Origin of the sequence: Primorskyibacter flagellatus, from assembly GCF_900176485.1 — a bacterium.
Taxonomy (GTDB): domain Bacteria; phylum Pseudomonadota; class Alphaproteobacteria; order Rhodobacterales; family Rhodobacteraceae; genus Primorskyibacter; species Primorskyibacter flagellatus.
The window spans coordinates 117768-136888 of sequence record NZ_FWYD01000006.1 but is presented as its reverse complement, the minus strand read 5'-3'; the positions used below and the strand labels follow the sequence as shown (position 1 = coordinate 136888).

General features: G+C 59.0%; 15 protein-coding genes. 10 read left to right on the top strand and 5 right to left on the bottom strand.

Annotated elements, in window-relative coordinates; all coding sequences use genetic code 11:
• Positions 1-2: 2 nt before the first annotated feature.
• Together B8991_RS10995 and B8991_RS10990 are read right to left on the bottom strand one after the other, a co-directional pair.
• Positions 3-2222 carry a Mu transposase C-terminal domain-containing protein gene (locus B8991_RS10995; protein WP_084353028.1) on the bottom strand — a complete coding sequence of 740 codons (2220 nt, stop codon included), beginning with the start codon at positions 2220-2222 and terminating at the stop codon, positions 3-5.
• Entirely contained in the window at positions 2219-2893 is a 675-nt protein-coding gene (locus B8991_RS10990; protein ID WP_084353027.1) for a hypothetical protein, read from the bottom strand. Before B8991_RS10990 ends, B8991_RS10995 begins: the two co-directional genes overlap by 4 nt.
• 1027 nt (positions 2894-3920) lie before the next feature.
• Between B8991_RS10990 and B8991_RS10985 the strand changes: the two genes are divergently transcribed.
• The 5 genes from B8991_RS10985 to B8991_RS10965 all read left to right on the top strand — a co-directional run bounded on the left by B8991_RS10985 (position 3921) and on the right by B8991_RS10965 (position 10759).
• The gene (locus B8991_RS10985) at positions 3921-4280 is read left to right on the top strand and encodes a hypothetical protein (RefSeq protein WP_084353026.1); all 360 of its coding nucleotides are present in this window, start codon (positions 3921-3923) and stop codon (positions 4278-4280) included.
• A 118-nt stretch (positions 4281-4398) separates the two neighbouring features.
• Positions 4399-5229: a protein NO VEIN domain-containing protein gene (locus B8991_RS10980; protein ID WP_084353025.1), complete on the top strand. Its 831-nt coding sequence runs from the start codon at positions 4399-4401 to the stop codon at positions 5227-5229.
• Between the two features lie 14 nt (positions 5230-5243).
• The gene (locus tag B8991_RS10975; RefSeq protein WP_218673212.1) at positions 5244-6263 is read left to right on the top strand and encodes a hypothetical protein; all 1020 of its coding nucleotides are present in this window, start codon (positions 5244-5246) and stop codon (positions 6261-6263) included.
• Positions 6264-6563: 300 nt separating this feature from the next.
• Positions 6564-8810, top strand: coding sequence for an AAA family ATPase (locus B8991_RS10970; RefSeq protein WP_084353024.1), 2247 nt, complete (start codon positions 6564-6566; stop codon positions 8808-8810).
• Positions 8807-10759 carry a UvrD-helicase domain-containing protein gene (locus B8991_RS10965; protein ID WP_084353023.1) on the top strand — a complete coding sequence of 651 codons (1953 nt, stop codon included), beginning with the start codon at positions 8807-8809 and terminating at the stop codon, positions 10757-10759. Before B8991_RS10970 ends, B8991_RS10965 begins: the two co-directional genes overlap by 4 nt.
• A 48-nt stretch (positions 10760-10807) precedes the next feature.
• Here the strand turns inward: B8991_RS10965 and B8991_RS10960 are convergent, their stop codons facing one another.
• Both B8991_RS10960 and B8991_RS10955 read right to left on the bottom strand, forming a co-directional pair.
• On the bottom strand, positions 10808-11539 hold the full coding sequence (locus B8991_RS10960; RefSeq protein ID WP_143514559.1) for a hypothetical protein: 732 nt from the start codon (positions 11537-11539) through the stop codon (positions 10808-10810).
• A 299-nt stretch (positions 11540-11838) separates the two neighbouring features.
• Complete coding sequence (locus B8991_RS10955; RefSeq protein ID WP_218673211.1) at positions 11839-12696, bottom strand: hypothetical protein; 858 nt, start codon at positions 12694-12696, stop codon at positions 11839-11841.
• Between the two features lie 1152 nt (positions 12697-13848).
• Between B8991_RS10955 and B8991_RS10945 the strand changes: the two genes are divergently transcribed.
• From B8991_RS10945 to B8991_RS10930, 4 genes are read left to right on the top strand one after another with little or no spacing between them, the layout of a single operon-like run.
• Positions 13849-14262 (top strand): hypothetical protein, encoded by a 414-nt coding sequence (locus B8991_RS10945; protein ID WP_084353020.1) that lies wholly within the window; start codon positions 13849-13851, stop codon positions 14260-14262.
• Positions 14263-14290: 28 nt separating this feature from the next.
• Positions 14291-14557, top strand: coding sequence for a hypothetical protein (locus B8991_RS10940; protein ID WP_084353019.1), 267 nt, complete (start codon positions 14291-14293; stop codon positions 14555-14557).
• 16 nt (positions 14558-14573) lie between these two features.
• Positions 14574-14924, top strand: coding sequence for a hypothetical protein (locus tag B8991_RS10935; RefSeq protein ID WP_084353018.1), 351 nt, complete (start codon positions 14574-14576; stop codon positions 14922-14924).
• A complete protein-coding gene (locus B8991_RS10930) occupies positions 14914-15312 on the top strand; it encodes a hypothetical protein (RefSeq protein ID WP_084353017.1) in 399 nt (132 codons plus the stop codon). The genes B8991_RS10935 and B8991_RS10930 overlap by 11 nt, the downstream gene beginning before the upstream one ends.
• Before the next feature lie 417 nt (positions 15313-15729).
• On the opposite strand, the gene B8991_RS10925 is transcribed toward B8991_RS10930, so the two are convergent.
• Entirely contained in the window at positions 15730-18240 is a 2511-nt protein-coding gene (locus B8991_RS10925) for an adenosylcobalamin-dependent ribonucleoside-diphosphate reductase (RefSeq protein WP_084353016.1), read from the bottom strand.
• 432 nt (positions 18241-18672) lie between these two features.
• Here B8991_RS10925 and B8991_RS10920 point away from each other — a divergent pair, with 432 nt between their 5' ends.
• Positions 18673-19107 carry a DUF1489 family protein gene (locus tag B8991_RS10920; protein ID WP_084353048.1) on the top strand — a complete coding sequence of 145 codons (435 nt, stop codon included), beginning with the start codon at positions 18673-18675 and terminating at the stop codon, positions 19105-19107.
• The last annotated feature ends 14 nt before the right edge of the window (positions 19108-19121 follow it).

Here is a 19121-nt window from a genome sequence, read left to right as displayed (position 1 = left end):
GGTCATTCGTCCTCCAGGGTCCAGTCGTCGCCGTCATCAGCCGCATCGGCACCATCGCCAGGCTGATGATCGGGAAATTGGATCGGGCCGAAATTGCCGGAAGCAGAATCTTCCGCACTGCATTGATTTTCATCGGCCGCGCCATCCGAGGGAGTTGAATCGGCCGTGGGAAGGCGCGTTCCCCATTCACTGCGGTCCCCCTCATAGGGGTTCTCAGGCTCCGTCTCCGAGGTATTGAACCCGATGAACAGGCGGTCTTCCTCGTAGTCGATGCGCTTCTCGGACCAGTCTTCCACGATGAGCCCGACACGGGTCATGGCAGCGCTGTTGGTTTCCTTGATGAAGTCGAGCGCCTGGCGGACGACCGCGAAGTTGACCTCGGCATTGCGCGCGTTCTGGGCCCGGATTTCGGCCGCGGCATCCACCCACTCCTGGGCGGAGACACCCTGATACCGATCGAACACGGCGGGGATCTCGAACCAGCGCCCATTCAGCTCGGCCCAGATGGCGCCGATGTCCTCGGGATACCACCGGATCGCGACTTTGCGCTCCTGCGCCCTGGTCATGAACCGTGCCAGGACCTCCGAGTGATACCGGATCCCCAGGATGGTGATCCCCTGCCGGGTCACGGTGCGTTCCCGCTCATGGCCGAAAATCAGGCGCCGACGGCCGAGGTCAGGCGGCGGCTGGACGCCGTATTTCTCGACCAGCCGGTTCCAGCAGTCCAGCGGAGTTTCCCCATTCAGCCCGCTGTGCGGGGTGCGATGGTAAATGTCCACGATGTAGCGGACCAGGACCGAGCAGAACTCCTCCGGGTTCAGGGCGGCACGTTTCACCGAGTCGTAATCGCCGCGCTCGACGATGTTGCTGAAGGTCCGCCCGCTCAGCCGGGGCATGAGCTGGGTTGCGAAAGTGCCGAACACGCGCTCGATCGTGCCTTTGGCTTCCGGGTTTGCGGCAGCGCAATACTGCAGTGTGATGCCGAGATCAGACACGCGTGCCTGGACAAGGCTCGAGATGTTGTAGCTCGCGCAGTCGGTCACGATGACCGACGGCCAGCCGAACTGGTTCCAGGGCGTGAGAGCACCGCATGCATCTCCCCACACACCCTTGTCGCGCATCATCATCTCGATGACTCGAAGCGCGCTCTGTGAGTTGGGCTGCCTGGAGACGACCAAACCGACGATGCAGCGCGTTGCACAGCAGATGGCAACGGTGATCCACCACCGCGCCTTCTTCTTGTCCAGCCCGAGAGCCTTCTTTTCCTCGTTCGTCAGGTGATGGAACAGCCCGCCTTCGGCCATCAGGGTGATGGCGTCGGCCTCCCACTCGTCGAATTCGACACGCTGCATCGGGCGCGTGATATCCAGCCCCATCCCGACAGGGGCGAACTGACGGTTTGCTGCCTCGCGGCCCTTCCTTGTCAGGGTGATATCGAAGGGATTGAGCTTCCGGATCGCCTGCCGCACCGTCTCACGGGACGGACAGACGATTTCCGGTTTGCCCTCGGCCCGGCGCCGATCGTTCTCATCGAGGAAAGCGGTTTTGACTTCACCGAAGATGATCTCCTGCGACGGGCGCTGATCGTCGAGATACTTGCCCACGACCCTGCCCATGATCATGAGTTCGTCAGCCGTCATACGACGGTCGCGGTTGCCGCGCTCGGAAATCCGGTCGTAGAGACCCGTTAGCCCGAACCGCCGCTCCTTGCGCTCCCAGTCGAGCACGGTCTTCGAGCCGAGCTGTTTCGGCACGGCGAAAGTGTCATCTTTCCCGTTGGGCTCGCCTTCTTCGAGAATCTCGCCTGCGCGAAACCTGATAGCCCGCAGATACGGCCTGATCGATGTCGCGGTCCGGGTGATATTTTTGGTCTCGTCGTCCAGGAACTCACGAAACGCGCGGACCACTGCCAGACGCATGGCCGCTTTCTTGTGAGCCTTTGTGTCCCTGAGGGAGAGCAACTCCCCATCCGGCAGAGCACGCACACGCAGATGCTCGGGCTGGTGTTCGTTCGGGATACACTTGAAATTTCCGACCGTGAGGTAGCGGCTGATCTCGGCATTGGTCATGACCTGAGGCACGCCCTCGCCGGTCACCTTGAAGAACATGTGACCTTCTTCGCGGGTCTCGAAATAGCGGAAAGGCTGCCCCCCGATGGTGATGCCATCGTATTTCGAGAAGGAGAAGTTGGGCTGAACGGGGCTGGGTTTGACGGCGATCATTTGGACATACTCCGGCGGACATATGCTTCGTGCGTGATGCGCACGTTGAGTGTGAGTTCGAGTTCGTGAGAGCGGAGCAGGCGAACCACGGCGCGGAAGCCGCGCGGGCCCAGGCCGATGGCATCGACCAGATCCTGGATCCGGACAGCCCCGACGATCTCGCCAAGGAGCCGCCGTGCGCCGGCGTCTGCATCAGGATCGGGGCGACGCATCTCGTGCATCATCTCGGCATTGAAGTATTCGACGGGGTCTATATCGCGTTCGGTCATAACGACGACCTGGTCTGCGAAACTCCGAGGAACCCGAGCCGCGATTTCGGCGAGTTCGTCCTGAACCTTGGGCTGGTTGCGGCGATATTCCGACTTCACCATGATCGCCACGCGTTGGCCGTCGGCCATCAGAACGCGGAAGTCGAAGAAGTGCTCGCCCTTCTTCCCGTCGGTATCGAGCCACTGGAATTTTACCTGGCTTTCGATCCAGGCCACACCCGGGCGGGCGAGAAGGACAAGCTTCCACTTCATCTCGGTGTTGCTGTCGTAGCCCATGGTATACCCCTCATCGGGGTCCATCGTGACCTGTCCGCTTTGGTGTTCGCGGGCGCCGACAGCCGTTTTCCGCGCAAGTTGCACGCGCTCCGGCATCGTGATCCCGCCATCCGGCATCTTCATCATGCTCTTGTTCCTTTCGGCATGAGAGTATCGTTCGCCGGAATGCACTCCGACGCTGCCCAAAGGCTGCGATACTGATTTCTGGTTTCCTTCACGGAGCCCGGTGTGTTCCGGTGGCTCCAAGTGCAGGCGTCACATTGGATCATCCTGCGGTGTCTTGTGGTCTACCCTGTGCCGGGGACGGGGGTGTTTCTTCTCCTCTTGCCTCTGCCCTCTCGACCGCTCGCCAGTTTCCGGCGTTGCTGATCGAAAGGTTGGCTGTCAGCCTGTTTCACGAAGAAAATTTTGCGTCCCGGTCGGTGTGATCTACCGTTCAGCCTTCGCTTGAAGCCGAGAAACTACCCATCGCGGACCTTCCGACAACCGCCGATTTTGGCCAAAAAAAGTTTGTCGGAATCGTTTTCGCCCAAAGAAAAATGAACCCAAGCACTCACCCCGCATCCTGTAGTGGCCTGATAAAAAACAGCTTTCATAGCGTCGACTGTTGGCGGTCGCGAACGGCCTCGGCCCAACTTTTTCCTGTCAGCCTGAAGCTGCCTTCAAAACGGCTCCAACCCTGGGAACCCGGCGTGGCATTCTTGCCACGCGCCTTCAGAAACAGGCATTAGGTCGATGGTTCGAAACCCCGACCGTCGACCTACTACGATTCGGATCGCGGGGAATCAGTAGGCCTTGCCGATCGATGATGACTGCAGACTTGTTGTGCGGGTTGACCCTATCAGGGCCACTGCCGGTCGTTCACAGTGCCTATGCTTTATCCGTGGTCAGTGAAGCCCGACACTTTCCGCCCCCCGCGAACGGCTCCAGGGTATCTTGATTAGTCGCGTGGAGCGATGCGTGGCCGAGACCGCCGGAGAATGGTTGGCCATACTCAACGGCACTTCTGCTGTTGGGTTGGGTCCACGTCGAGCCCCGCCTCGGAAACAGTGAGTCTGTGCACCAGGCATAGGCGCCGGGCCGGGGCTTGCAACCGTGCCTGGACTCGCGCAAAGCGGTGGGTCTCCTACTCTTGCCCGGAAAGGACCTACGGATGGCACCGAAGCACCAGATCGATCTGCTCGAGTTCGCACGCATCGTGAAAGACGGCAGCGAGATCACGGACGAGGAGTTCGTTGATCAGATGCGGCGCGTATTGCCGCTCGATTCCTTGAAAGATGTTACCCCCGAAGAATCCGAATGGCTCTTCATGGCGATCAGTTGGCTACATGACTACAGCCTCCTTTTGTGGGAATTCCACCAGATCGAGGTCAACAAGGGCACGACGTTCGCAGGTCATCCGGCCATCCCGGGGTCGAGCGGGCCCTTCATCGAGAACATGCTAACTCGCGATGGCAGGCCCGACTTTTCGCAGCTCAGGGATTTTGGCCTTGGAAGGGGTCAGGGCAATTAGAGGGACTTCGGCGGATGATCTGGGTCGAAATTGCTGGCAGATGCAGGACTGAGGGCGCGCGCCCAAACAGCTGACCTTTCGGAATGACAAGGCTTTCGCCACCTACTACCGTGCTCGTATGGAGACAGGCGATTGGTCCAATTTCGAAAACGACGCTGTGGTGGCAGCGTATTTCTCGATGCTCAGCGACGAGCTATCGGGTCGGCGCTACAACAAGGCAGCGCAGAACCGCGCCTTGCAGGACCAAATCGACCGCAGTCGGGGCTCCATCGAGTTCAAGATGTGCAACGTCTCCGCCGCCATGCGCGGCCTCGGGTTGCCAATCATCCAGGGTTATGCGCCCCGGTTCAACTTCCAGATGGCGCTCGCCGAGGCGGCAGCCCGCTGGCTGGCGCAACACCCGGAGTGGGAGATCGCGCTACATCGGAGGGAGCAGCGCCAGATGGCCGAACCCTCACCGATTTTTGTCGGCGTAGCCCCCACCCTCAGGAATGCACCGCCGCCGGACGAGCTGGAACAGATGCAGCGTATCGCCCGCCGCTTCGACGCCGCGGGACGCGATGAGCGCAACCGCGTCCTGGGCTACGCCGGCGAAGAGCGTGTGTTTCACCATGAGCGTGCGACCTTGAACTCGCATGGCCGAGATGACCTCGCCCGGCGCGTCCGATGGGTGTCGAAGGAGGACGGCGACGGTCTGGGCTACGACATCACCAGCTTCACGCCGGACGGGCAGGATCGTCTGATCGAGGTTAAGACAACCAACGGATGGGAACGCACGCCCTTCCATATCTCGCGCAACGAGTTGGAGGTGGCGGAGGAAAGGCGCGACCATTGGCATCTCTTCCGCCTCCATGACTTCGCTCGGGATCCCAAGGCGTTCGAGTTGCGGCCCCCGCTGGACGCACATGTCTCGCTGACAGCCACAAGTTTTCGGGCGAGCTTCGAATGACAGGCGAAAGTCGCATGTTTCGCCGGACGATCGGCATCGACTATTCAGGGGCTCAGACGGCTGAATCCAGCCTGAAAGGCCTCAGGGTTTATGAAACCCAAGACGAAGCGACACCGGTCGAGATCCAGCCTCCACCCAGCGCAAGGAAATACTGGACACGCCGAGGCTTGGCCGAGTGGCTGATCGCGGAGCTCGACCCCGGCATCCCAACCATCGTCGGCATCGATCACGGCTTTTCTTTCCCCATGCGCTATTTCGAAAGGCATGGCCTCGTACCGGACTGGGATGTCTTCTTGGAGGATTTCTGCACTCATTGGCCCACGGATGCCCCGCACACCTATGTAGATTTCATCAGGGACGGGAGTGTCGGAAACGGTGCCGCACGCAGTGGCCAGCGGGCATGGCGCCGACTGACGGAAGAGGCAACCGGCTCGGCGAAATCGGTGTTTCACTTCGACGTCCAAGGGTCTGTCGCGAAATCTACACATGCCGGAATCCCGTGGCTGAGGCGGATCCGGGCGGCACACCCGGGACTGCATTTCTGGCCCTTCGACAAATGGGAGCCCGCCGCGGGCAAATCAGTGATCGTCGAGGCTTACCCACGGCTCTGGAGCGCCCACTACCCGCGCGAAAACCGAACCCAGGATCAGCACGACGCCTACTCCATTGCACGTTGGCTGCAGGACGCCGACCTGACAGGAATGCTCAGTGCAGCTCTTCTACCGCCCCAGCCGGAAGCAATCGCTGGATATGCCGCCGTCGAAGGCTGGATCTTGGGCGCAAGCTGGCCGCCACAGCAGGAATCAGCTCGCCGAAGGGCCGTTGGCCATGATGCCGGGAAGACCACGAAGCCCGGATATGTGAACAGAAACTGGCAGGAGGTTCTGCACGGCAAAGGTCTTCCCGGGAACGATCACAACCAGGTCGTTTACCTGCTTCAATGCCGCAACTGCGGCTATCGCTACGGAGCCAACGGATCCGACATTTTTCAACGCAAATGCCCTGCTTGCGGAGGTGGTCGACCTGGTCTGTAGGGCGGGAAGCAGTCATTCGCTGCAAACGCTTTAGAGACGGTTGGCATCCAAGAGCGCGGCACTGCGGAAGACGGGGATTGACCAGACGTTGGGCGCCAAGGCGTCAGGGGTTGCCCTTCAAGCCCGGCAAGACGTGCGACACATTATGCGGTGTCCACCGCCCTCCCGTTCGCGCCAAGCGAATAGCCAGACTTGCGAAGACTGTCGGTCTCTTCGCGGTTGACTACGGCTACACACCCGCAGGACAAGCATATACACATACGCAAGCGGAGCATTTCCTGCGAGTGGGGCACCGATATTATGAAAATAGAACGTATTGAAGTATTTAACTTTCGCAAATTGCGGCGGGCCCGTCTGGACATGTCGGGCAAGCAGACTCTGCTCGTTGGGGCCAACAACAGCGGCAAGACATCTGCCATGAAGGCGTTGCGCAAATTCCTCAAGGATCGCGGCGGCATCGACACGCGTGATGTTACAGCATCAAACTGGATCGACATCGAGCAGGTCGCGAGCGCCTGGACGCAGGAAACCGAGGCGGATCTCAACCCTCTTTTAGATAAACTCCCGTTCCTCGACGTCTGGATGCATGCGGAAAATTCAGAACTCCATCATGTCGCGCATTTGATCCCCACATTGACTTGGACCGGCGGATATCTCGGTGTTCGCCTGCGCCTTGAACCCAAAAAGGGGGTCGATATCAAAGCGGGCTACCTCGCCGCTCGCCAAGCCACCGAGGAGCTAAAGCCGGGTGGCACTTTGGACAATGGATTTGCGCTTTGGCCGCGCGATTTTCGGGAATTCTTGGACAAGCACCTGAAAGATCTGTTCCAACTGAACGCTCATCTTTTGGACCCTGATAACTTTGCAACGTCCGGAGAGGTAGTTCCGCCGCCCCTGCCGGCACTGTCAGAGGGGATCGGCGCCAACCCCTTTGCCGGCTTAATCCACATTCGTGAGATCAACGCTCAGCGTGGGTTCGCCGATGCCGGTGACGGAAACCATGATGATGGTGAACTCGTCCATACTGACAGTCGCAAGATGGCAAGCCAGATACAGACCTATTTCCGGAAACATATTGACCCTGAAACGAATCCCACGTTGAACGACGTCAAAGCGCTCATGGCGATTCATGATGCCGAGGCCACCTTTAATGACCGCCTCAAGGATGGCTTCGCCAATGCAATTAAGGAACTGGAAGAACTCGGCTATCCCGGCGGCCTCAACAATCCGAAACTGCTTATAGCTACGCAGATCAAGCCCGTTGACGGACTGAATCACCCGGCGGCTGTGCAATATGATATTTCGGGCAACACATCCGGGATAAACCTGCCCGAAAGCTATAACGGCCTGGGCTTCCAGAACCTGATATCCATGGTGTTTCAGCTCATGCGCTTCCGGGATGACTGGATGCAGGTAGGTAAATTCAAATCACAGGTGGTCACCCCGGAGGACAAGGGCATCGAACCCTTGCAACTGGTGCTGGTCGAAGAGCCAGAGGCTCACCTGCATGTTCAGGTGCAGCAAGTCTTCATGGCCAAGGCCCACAAAGTGCTACGCAACCATGAGGATCTGGAGAAAGAGGACTCGGCTTTCACCACGCAGCTGGTCGTGAGCACGCATTCGGGCCATATCGCGCACGCCGCCGCTTTTGAGGAGTTGCGTTATTTCAAGCGCGACCTGCCAAGTCCCGGAGTTGTTCCCACAACCACTGTGGCAAATATGACAGGGCTCTTCGGCGCGGACACAGAAACTCATCGCTTCGTGACGCGCTATCTGTTGAGCACACATTTTGATCTATTCTTCGCCGACGCGATCATCGTTATCGAGGGTGCCGCAGAGCGGATCCTGCTGCCGCTTCTGATCCGGCATCACTACCCCGACTTGGCAGCGGCCTATCTTTCCTTCTTGGAGCTGGGCGGCAGTCACGCGCATCGGATGCGGCCTCTGATCGAGGCGCTGGAGTTGCCGACGCTGATAATCACCGATCTCGATGCCGCTACGAAGGTCAAGAAAGTGGTCAAGAATGGCGAAAGGAATGTCTGGGAGTCGGCCCGGCCGCGCTCGGGGGCAGCTCAGGAAACCACGAACCACGCTCTGAAAACCTGGCTCCCCGAGATGGCAGAGGTCGACAAGCTGATGGTCGCGCCGCCAAATACACTCTGCCATACCGATGCCACCCAGACCATCGCCGTCTCCTTTCAGACACCGCAAGTGGTGACGCTGGGCGAGGAGACTCAAACCATCACGCCCAGCACGTTCGAGGATGCTCTCGTCCTGACCAACCCGGAAGCCGTGAAAGACGCCGCTAAAACGGATCTGGCCTGCCTCATGACCCGTGATTTTGGCGAATACATCGATGCCGTGTCCACGCCTGAGGACCTCGCCACGGCGCTCTTTGAGCGGTTGGCTAATAAACCAGAGAAGGCCGCCTTCGCGCTCGACCTCCTGTATATCAAGGACATTAAAGCGCTTCGGGCGCCGCCCTATATCGATAGCGGCTTGACTTGGCTCGCGGGCAAGCTGAAGGGCGGAGTAGGTGCGATATGACGGACGTAAGCGACGACACCCGCGACGCTGGCGCTGATGCGACGATCCGCGCGTGTCTGTCCCTCGATCAGCCGCGTAGCTTCTTTCTCTATGCTGGGGCGGGATCAGGCAAGACTCGCTCTCTCAAGGACGCACTGGAGGGGTTGGACACTCAGACCCTGACCACCTTGCGCAAACACAGCCGCAAGATCGCCGTGATTACCTATACCAACGCCGCCGCAGATGAAATCACGCGCCGCGTCAAGGCCGATCCAGTGTTTCAGGTGCAGACCATCCACAGCTTCGCTTGGTCGCTCATCGAGGGGCGACCAGCAGATATTAGAGGCTGGCTTGAGAGAAATTTGAAAACTGAGATTGCCGAGATCGAGGTTGCCCAGGCGAAGGGAAAGGCAGGCACCGCCGCCCATGACGAACGCCTCAAGAAGATGGCTTCCAAGACAAAACGGCTGGGGCGCTTGGCTGAGATCCGAGCCTTCAGCTACGCGCCAGAGGGGGACAATTTCGGTCGCGACGCGCTGCAACATGCCGAGGTTATTGCGCTCGCCGCACATTTCCTGACTGAAAGCGAGACGTTCCAAAACATCGTTCTGGCGCGCTACCCGTTCATCCTGATCGACGAGAGCCAAGACACGATGAAACCATTGATGGAGGCGCTTTTGACCTTCGAGGCGCGCCATCGCGGCCGCATCGCCTTAGGGTTGCTCGGGGACACGATGCAGCGCATTTACAGCGATGGTTTGCGCGATCTCGACAAACGCGTCGGGGATTTCGAGCAACCGGCGAAACAGATGAATCACCGCAGCCGTGCGCGCATCATTGATCTGGCTAATGCGATCCGGCGCGAAGATGATAGCCGTCAGCAGCGGGCACGTGAAGACAAACCGGGTGGCACCGTGCGCGTCTTTCTTGCACCGAGCGAGGGTACGGATCGCGCAGCCTTCGAAGCCTATGCCCAGGCGGAGATGGCGCGTATCACCGGAGACCCCGCGTGGCAGGACCCGGAGACGATCAAAACCCTTACGATCGAGCGTCACATGGCCGCTGCGCGTCTTGGTTTCAGCGACCTGTTTGAGCCCCTGAGCAAAGCCGGCAACCTCAAGGACGGGTTTCGCAATGGAACCCTGCCCGCGATGCGGCTTTTCACACATCGGATCTTGCCATTGGTGGAGGCTCACATGAGTGGGGATGCCTTTACCGCGATGGCGGTGCTGCGCGACGGTTCACCGTTAGTAGATAAGAGAATAATCCGGTCGGACCGTGGGGGCCAAGCCACAGGTCTCGATCAGGCGCGAACGGGCGTCGAAGCCCTTATGACGCTATTTGAGGACGGACGGGATCCGTGCTGTGCCGAAGTGTTAAAGGTAGTGGCCGAGCACCGGCTGTTCCCGATCCCCGGCCAGCTTCGGCACTGTTTGCCTGATTACGGTTCCGTTGCCCAGGACTTGGCCGACAATATCGACGAGCTGGACCTGGACACGTCCGAGGCCATACCACCCACCGAAAACAACTTTACCGAGGCCTGGACGCAGGCCCTTGAGGCCCCGTTTTCCCAAGTTGCGCGCTACCTCGCCTACGTCGAAGACCGAAGCCCATATGGCACCCATCAAGGGGTCAAGGGGCTGGAATTCCCCCGTGTCATGGTTATCGCTGATGACGCCCGCACACGCTTTAAGGGCCTTGCTTCCTATGAGACGCTGTTTGACGTGAAGCCCTTGTCCGCAGCCTCTCGGAAAAAGGCGGATCAGGGCGAAGAAACTACGATCGAGCGCACCCGCCGCCTTCTCTATGTCACCTGCACGCGCGCAGAAGATAGTCTCGCTCTTGTCCTCTATTCCGAGTCCCCTGACACGATCCAAGAGTTTCTAATTTCCAAAGGATGGATGGCCGAGGACGAGGTTGTGATGGTTGAGGCAGGCACGTTCGATCAGGAAGCTGCACCGCAGAGCTGAACTTGTTCAGCAATGAGCGCTGAGGGCCGTTCTATAACAGCCAATGTATCAGTTTTCTCTGATTTTTGCCGCTAATTCTTTGTAACCGCGTCTCTCTAACTCCACGGCGAGAGACCTGAGCAACTCGACGTCGCCGGATCGTTTGATTACACCGAGGATGATTTGTAGCGCGTCATTGACCGTCGACTCTTCCGATATCTGCAGCCGTTCGAATTCGTCCGCGATTTCTGCGGCACGTTTTGCGTCCAGGTCTCTTTCATGAGCAATGATCGGATGGCTGAGCTTCCTCGCCTCCTTCGCGTAGTGCTCGCTCTCTTGGATTGCCACCGCTTCCGAACGTGTGACTTCAACTTCAAGGCAACTCCCGTCGGCCTCGACCTGCCGGAGCCGCACGTTGCAATTTGCATCTACCGCAAGCTTAACCAGCTTCTCAATGGATCGCTCTGGGGCTTTTGATTGGAGTTGTTCGGCTGAAGCTGGATGATTCTTTTTTGCCTTTAACAATCCGATAAGGCTCTTGCCAAAATCAATGATTGCTTTGCTCCCTTTAGCAGTTTCGACTGCGCCCTTGGCGTAAGGTAGTGCCGCTTGAGCCATATCCAGAAGGGTGATCCAGATTGAACCATCTTCGACACGCTCGACTACAAGTGTTCTGGCGCGGTTTTGTTTGCGGTAGTCTCTTGCGAGAGCAGCTAAAAGCTCGCTCAACGCAAGGGCCGGAACCGGCTGTATGTTTTCAATGACGATGACAATACTCGCCACTTCTTCATGCGAATTCAATTTGGTGCCCTCGTATTGAACATGAACTGATCTGAGCGTTCCTTATTTCGGATTTGTGCACAACCTTAAACAGGGCTGGCCTTGCCGAGCTTACTACAATTCAGTTTGGAGCAGCTTGGTTAGCACAAACGTGCGGTTTCAACCCGCTCTCGCGGCAGCGGCGTCCGCTTTCGGGAAGCTGCGGTGCAGCTTAGACGATCCGGGCGAAGGTCCGGATTGGGCCGGTCGCTACCCGTCCAGCAGTCAGGACGGTGAGTGCGATTTGGCGGCGCCTGGCAAGAATGGCGTTAGTGCACAGGTCAATCGGTCGTCTTTACGAAGCCTTTCACCCATGCCGCGAAGTCGTGCTTAGCATCTGGATAAAACCACTCGGTTAGCGCGAGAATGATTGCCAGCGCGGAAACGACTTGCCCGGCGGGAGTCCAAATATACTTCTCCCATACAAATCTTACGGACCCGCCGTGAACATCCCACCATTTCGCTTTCGTTTTTAGATTTCCGCCGATTTCTGCTTCAAGCAGACTCGAAATTACGTCGGCTTTCCTTAGTGTGCTCTGATGCAGCGCAAGAAACTTTCGATCCTTGAAGGCGTAAGCCTCGTCTTTGCCTGACAAAAAGTCCTTATCGGTTATCTTGTTGATCTTCATAATACTTTCGAGGCGAGGATGCCCAGCGTAGCGCTTGCCGTATCTCGCAACAAACATGCGCGCCAGATCGAATTTCTTCTCATCGGGAACCTCTACCGGCGCACCTCCCAAGACTTCGTAGCGGTGTTCAATCGCCTGAAAGCCATAGTTTATGTCCCGCATATTCCAGTGGACCCAAAACGCATGAGCAACGTGTGCTCGAACATAATCAAAGAACTGATCCAAGAGCTCTTTCTCTATATCGTCATAGATATCCCATGCATCCTTACCCGCAAACTTGGGCAGTTCCGAAACTTGGTGGATTGAGAAAGAACGTGTTTGCCCATTCCCAAAATTGCGACATGCAATCGATGTTATTCTGGGTGTGCGCCCGTCTTCAGAGTCATAAAAGCTCTCGCACGAGTAATGAATCAGGATCACCTGATCTTTCTTCTGATGGAGCATCGAAAATTGCTGCTGAGCCGCGCGTTGGTTTTCTACAAAAGACAAAAATGCTTCTCCAACCTTCACTTGAGGCACCAATACACAACTACGTGATTATCCACGATCCGAAACCGCAACGCAACGAAATAGGACAGATGTGGGCTGATTGAGCGACGGGCCATGTAGTAACGGCGGCGGAGGTCGATGCCACCAACAACAGGTTCGCAGTCGGTTCGACCTCGCACTTGCAGCGAATGGCTGTTCGCGCAGGCTGCACCGCAGCAATCGAAGTTGCTGACGAGTGGCCGCAATGGGCCGGTCGCGTTCATGAGTTAGTCCCGAGATAGCACACGGTCTCCCTCCGCCCGCCAGCGGGCTGACGGAGACCGTAGGCAAGCGCCGGTCGCGGCAATGTGCGCGCCGCCGATCCCGGATCGTCACGCCCCGGGGGCGCCATCCGCGTAGTCCTCTTATTGAAATTTCCGTCTTCCGTTTTCAGCCTTGATGCGTTTCCTCTGTTCATGAAAACGAGCGCCACCGCGCTCGTGGTCGTCTCCCGTCGGTGGCCGGGACTTCGAAGACCGCCCGGGACGGCCCTCTCTGACAGACGAAATGGAACTTCGCCACGGATGCACGTCGTCGCTTCCGCTCTCGCGGATGCCATCACCACCGGGGAGTGATCAGATCCCCACAGCGCGCTGCGTTTTCGGTGATGCGCAACGGTTTCTCGCGAGCGTCCAGTCGTTCTGGAACTGGTGTTGCCTCCTCTCTCTTTTCTCGACCGTGCAGTCCTCGGCGGCATCCTCATGCCCGTCCGTCATAGGGAAGAAATGGAACGACAAGATCCGGACCAAAACACTTCCGTGGTCAGAAATCAAAAAAGTTGGATCTGGCATCGCTCTCACGGTTCGCAGGTTTCCAGCCTACTCCCAACGAGCCGTCCGATGGAGACGAGGACAGCGTCCTTCAGATGGGCACACCACGCTTCTATTCCAGAGTATTCGATCGGTGTCACGGGGCCGAGCAACGGCTCTGGTCAGAGGAAATCGGCTTCGGTCTCGAACAGAGCGGAAGTTTTTTCTTCGTGCCGCGGGCGGCTGGCCAATCTCCAAATCGAGAGACGCGAAGCAACGGCCATTCAGCCCCAAGCAGGAACAAGGAAGGTCAACCGAAGCAAAGACCGCGGACAGGCTTGATGCTGCCACGACCGGCAGACGCGCAACAATCAGGAGGCCCTACATGCTGCGCAAGCTCCCAACGAAGACCCTGTCCGCAGACCCGCAACTCACCGCCGTCCGCGAGTTTTTCGACAAGCACGGAGCCGCGCTGTGCAACGCCGCCGGGCTTATCGACGACGAGGCCGGAACGGCCCGCGTTCTGCGCCTCATGTCCCGCTTGCGCGAAGCGCCGCGCCTCGAGCGGGCGACGCGACGTAGGCTCGTCGATCTGCATCGGCTTCTGTCGCTCGACCCCGTCATCGACGCGTTCGAGCCTGACCTGTCGTCTTGGATGCTCCTCGACCCTGCCAGTCCCGAAGTGGAAGAGCTCTGCCAGCTCACTGACCGGCTCTACGATCTCCTGGTCGAGATGGGAGAAATGGATGACGATCGGGACGCCCTGGCGCTCGCCCTCCTGGCTGAGGACGCGGCCTGAAGAGTGGCTTCGGCCATGCAGGGTTTGCATGGCCGACGTCCTGACCTCGGACCAACGCAAGGTCCGATACCCGGCCGTCAACCGCCTCGGGACATCGTTGGCGGCCGCCAAAGAAATCTCAAGCATTGGGCAGATTTCTTCTTCGTCATCCAAAAGAACGACCAATGTTCTCGTCACCAGCACCCAAGACCAGCTTTTGACACCGACCGAAAGGCCCCAGCCAACGCCCGATTTCTCCCACGCGACGGAACATGACGCCGATGAATCAGGCACCCCGCACCGTTTCCGCCACTGAATGAAGGGAGATCAACATGCTCAACACCACCACCCTCGGCGCCGCCGAGGCGCGTCTTGGCGCGGCCTACACGGTCGAGCGACACCTCCGCCACCACGGTGCGAGCCTCTGCGACCTGCTCGACGCTCTCGATGATCCGAGCGGGTTCGCGGCGCTCTGTGACCTGCATGGCGCCTTCGGGCAGCCTATCCCGGATGCCGATGCCGTCGAGGCCGCGCTGCGCGATATCCGTCGTATCCTGGCCGACCAGGCACCGACGTCGCTCGACAGGATCGGGCATGAGAGGGGCCTGCCAGCTTCCGACATGACCCGGTGGCATGGCGCGCGCGTCAGCGAGCTTCTCGGGCGGTTCCGACATGCCGACTGAGACCGGGGCACGCTGCGTGCTTCAGCTGGCGCGCCGGCGCCGCCTGAGCGTCCATCCCGATCAGTTCGGGATGGAGCAGGACATCTGCGACGTGACGCTGTGGCTCATCGAGAAGCACAGCCTATCTCGCGTCCACGTCTGGGTGGACCGGCACTACACCCAGATCGGCCGGGAGATCGCCGGCGTGACTGTCATCACTTCGCCGACACACCCCGCGCGGCTGACCGAAGCGGCGCACGAGGCGTTTCTCGCGCTCGGCTACACGATCGAAGACACGGGCGCAGACACTTACGGCCATCAATTCTGCGACGGTCACCATTCGAAGCACGAGGCGATCCAGGCCTACGCGCGCATCGAGAATGCGGTGCGGCGCTGGCGATCACAGTAGGAAATTCATCGGAACCTTGAAAAAGGGCGGCGCAAGCCGCCCTTTTTGCGTTCCTATCTTTTCTTGGGCCGATACCTACCGACATTGCGCATCGAATTCCCGGCAAGTCTTAGAAACGGACGCCGTATTCTTTCCTGGCGAACTGGTCTACTCGGAACGGAACCAGAGCCGCGCCCGAGCCCAAGAGCTCTATCGGCCACCGATAAGCCCAAAAAATTCGAAAACCGTTTTGGTCGCCCGTTTTCGATGCCCATATCCTTCAGGACAGAGCCGAAAGCGCTTTCCTGCGCGAAAATGGCAGAAATAGCGGAAAATCGGGCTCCTTTGCCCGATTGACCTTTTTCGCTTGCGGAATGGACGTTTCAAGCCCGCCGGTGGCCACTAATTGATAGTGGCGACAATACTCTGCCTAAAGCATCAACCAGAACATTTGCTGTGTCCGCAGGATGAGCAGGTCAGGCAGCCTTCGGCCATGATCATTGTGTACTGGCCGCAGGATGGGCAGGCGGGGCCTTTGGGGGTGTCGAGGCCGACGACCTGGGCTTTGGGGTCGGACTTCAGGCCCATGCCCTCGCCTTCAAGAAAGCCGATGGCGATGAGGTGTTGTTCTATCACGCCGCCGATGGCCGCCAGGATGGAGGGGATGTATTTGCCCTTCACCCATGCGCCGCCGCGCGGGTCGAAGACGGCTTTCAATTCTTCGACGACGAAGGACACGTCGCCGCCGCGCCGGAACACGGCCGAGATCATGCGGGTCAGGGCCACGGTCCAGGCGAAATGCTCCATGTTCTTGGAGTTGATGAAAACCTCGAACGGGCGCCTGCGCCCGCCGACGATAAGATCGTTGATTGTCAGATAGATGGCGTGCTCGCTATCGGGCCATTTCAGCTTGTAGGTGGCACCTTCGAGCGTCTGGGGCCGGTCGAGCGGTTCGGACATGTAGATCACGTCGCCATGCGGGGTTTGCGGTTCGGCGTCGGTGGTGGCGAGGATTTCAGGGCCCGGGTTCGCATCTCCGAAAAGAAGCCAGCCTGCGCTTACATCCAGCACAGTGGCGAGTTTGGTTGCGGTATCGCGGCCCAACTGTTTTACGCCCGACATGCCTTCGCTCAGGTAACTCTTAGAAACGCTGCTGAGGCGAGACAGTTCGGACGCATTTTTGATGTTCTTTTGCGCCATAGCCCATACTAATCGGTCTCCGGTAGTAGCGAGATCAGGCAGTTCTTTTGTCTCCTCCGACACACTCAACACACTCCCCGTCACATCGTTCGGGCGGTAGGTGGTGCAGCCTTTGCAGCCGGACTCGAAGGCCTCCATATAGACGTCCTTGAACGCCTCGAACGAGATGTCCACGGGGCAGTTGATCGTCTTGGAGATCGAGCTGTCCACCCATTTCTGGGCTGCTGCCTGCATCTTGACGTGATCCAGCGGTGCAAGCGTCTGAGCGTTGACGAAATAATCAGGCAGATCTGCATCGCCGAACTTGTCGCGCCACATTTGCACGGCGTAATCGACGACCTCTTCCTCGGTGCGCGAGCCGTCCTTTTGCAGCACCTTGCGCGTATAGGCATAGGCGAAGACCGGCTCGATCCCCGAAGACACGTTGCCCGCGTAAAGCGAGATCGTACCGGTGGGCGCGATGGAGGTCAGCAATGCGTTGCGGATGCCGTGTTCGGCGATGGCGGCACGGACGTCTTCGTCCATCTGCTGCATGGTGCCGGAGGCCAGGTATTTTTCCGCATCGAACAGCGGGAAAGCGCCCTTTTCCTTCGCCAGTTCGACGCTTGCCAGATAGGCCGCGCGGGCGATGGCATGCAGCCAGCGCTCTGTCTGCTGTGCCGCTGCGTCCGATCCGTAGCGAATGCCGCACATCAGCAGCGCGTCTGCCAGCCCGGTGACCCCCAGGCCGATGCGGCGCTTGTTCATCGCCTCCTGGCGCTGTTGCTCCAACGGAAAGCGGCTGGCATCCACGGTGTTGTCCATCATCCGGATCGCCACGGCCACCAGTCTGGACAGCGCGGCCTCGTCGATCTGTGCGCCTGTCTCGAACGGGCGATCGACCAGACGGGCAAGGTTGACCGACCCAAGCAGGCAGGCCCCATATGGCGGAAGGGGCTGTTCGCCGCAGGGATTCGTGGCGGCGATGGTTTCGACATAGCTGAGGTTGTTGGCCTGATTGATCCGGTCGATGAAGATTACGCCCGGCTCTGCGTAGTCATAAGTTGCGCGCATGATCCGGTTCCACAGATCGCGCGCCTTGACGGTGTGATAGATCTTGCCGTCGAATTGCAGGTCCCAACTGCCGTCGGATTTCACCGCGTCCATGAAGGCATCCGTGACCAGCACCGACAGGTTGAACATCCGCAGGCGCGCGCTGTCAGACTTGGCGCTGATAAAATCCTCAACATCGGGGTGGTCGCAGCGCATTGTCGCCATCATCGCGCCACGGCGTGATCCCGCCGACATGATCGTACGGCACATCGCATCCCAGACATCCATGAACGACAGCGGACCAGACGCATCGGCGGCCACGCCTTTCACATCTGCCCCGCGCGGCCGGATGGTCGAGAAATCATAGCCGATGCCACCGCCCTGCTGCATGGTCAGCGCGGCCTCTCTCAGCATCTCGAAGATGCCACCCATGCTGTCGGGTACGGTGCCCATCACGAAACAGTTGAACAGCGTCACCGCCCGCCCGGTGCCTGCCCCCGCCGTGATCCGGCCCGCTGGCAGAAACTGGAAGTCCTCCAGCGCGCCGTAGAACCGATCCTGCCACAGATCGGCGTCTTCCTCGACAGAGGCGAGCGCGCGGGCAATGCGACGCCAGCTATCCTCGACCGTCTGGTCGACAGGCGTTCCATCAGCCTCTTTCAGCCGGTACTTCATGTCCCAGATCTGTTCAGAGATCGGCACGGCGAAACGGGTCATGGCAAGTCCTATGGCAACTGGAAGAAGGCTTGTCAGATTAGGCCGCCGGGGTGCTGCGGTCAAGCAGACCGGTCGCTCCATCTTGCCACGAGGACGCGGCAAAAATGGACTCCCCCAGAGAAGAATACACGCTCTGAAAAGAAAGAAGTTTCAGCCTTTACAGTATATTTTTTATAGCATTCCCAATGCATTGACAAGAATCACCCAAACATGATTATTGACTCGCAGAGTGCCGTGCGAGGGTGTTGTAGTTGTTGTGAGTGGTTGCGCATCCCGGTCGAAAGGCCAAGCGCCATGATCTTAGCGTTCATGTTCAGTATTGTTTCTGTTGCGCTTGTACGGTGCATCCTCGGTTCGGAACGCTTTGGGGAGTGCCAGAGTTTCTGAACCGGGGACATTGCCGCCGCCGCCTGGCAGGCTACAATGATCGCCATGACGACTCGTTTCACCAATCTCATCAAGCTCAGCGTCGGCAGCGAAAGCGTCGAATCCATGGCGGACTGGCAAACGTCGCGCCGTGCGCAGACGGCCGACGGGTTACCGCGGCACGTCACGCGAATGTGGCCAAAACGCAGCGAAGAGATCCTCAATGGCGGATCGCTGTATTGGGTCATCAAGGGGCTGGTGCAATGTCGGCAGCGCGTGTTGCGACTGGATGAGGTCATCGGCGAAGACGGCATCCGCCGCTGCGCCATCGTTCTGGACCCGGAAATCATCCGTGTTGCGCCCTCGCAAAAGCGCCCCTTTCAGGGCTGGCGCTATTTGCAGCCGGAAGATTCGCCCGCCGATCTGGGGGCGCGCCGCGCCTGCGAAGACAGTTTGCCGCCGGAACTGGCGGGCGCGCTGGCCGAGATTGGCGTGCTTTGACAGCAGCGTTTTGC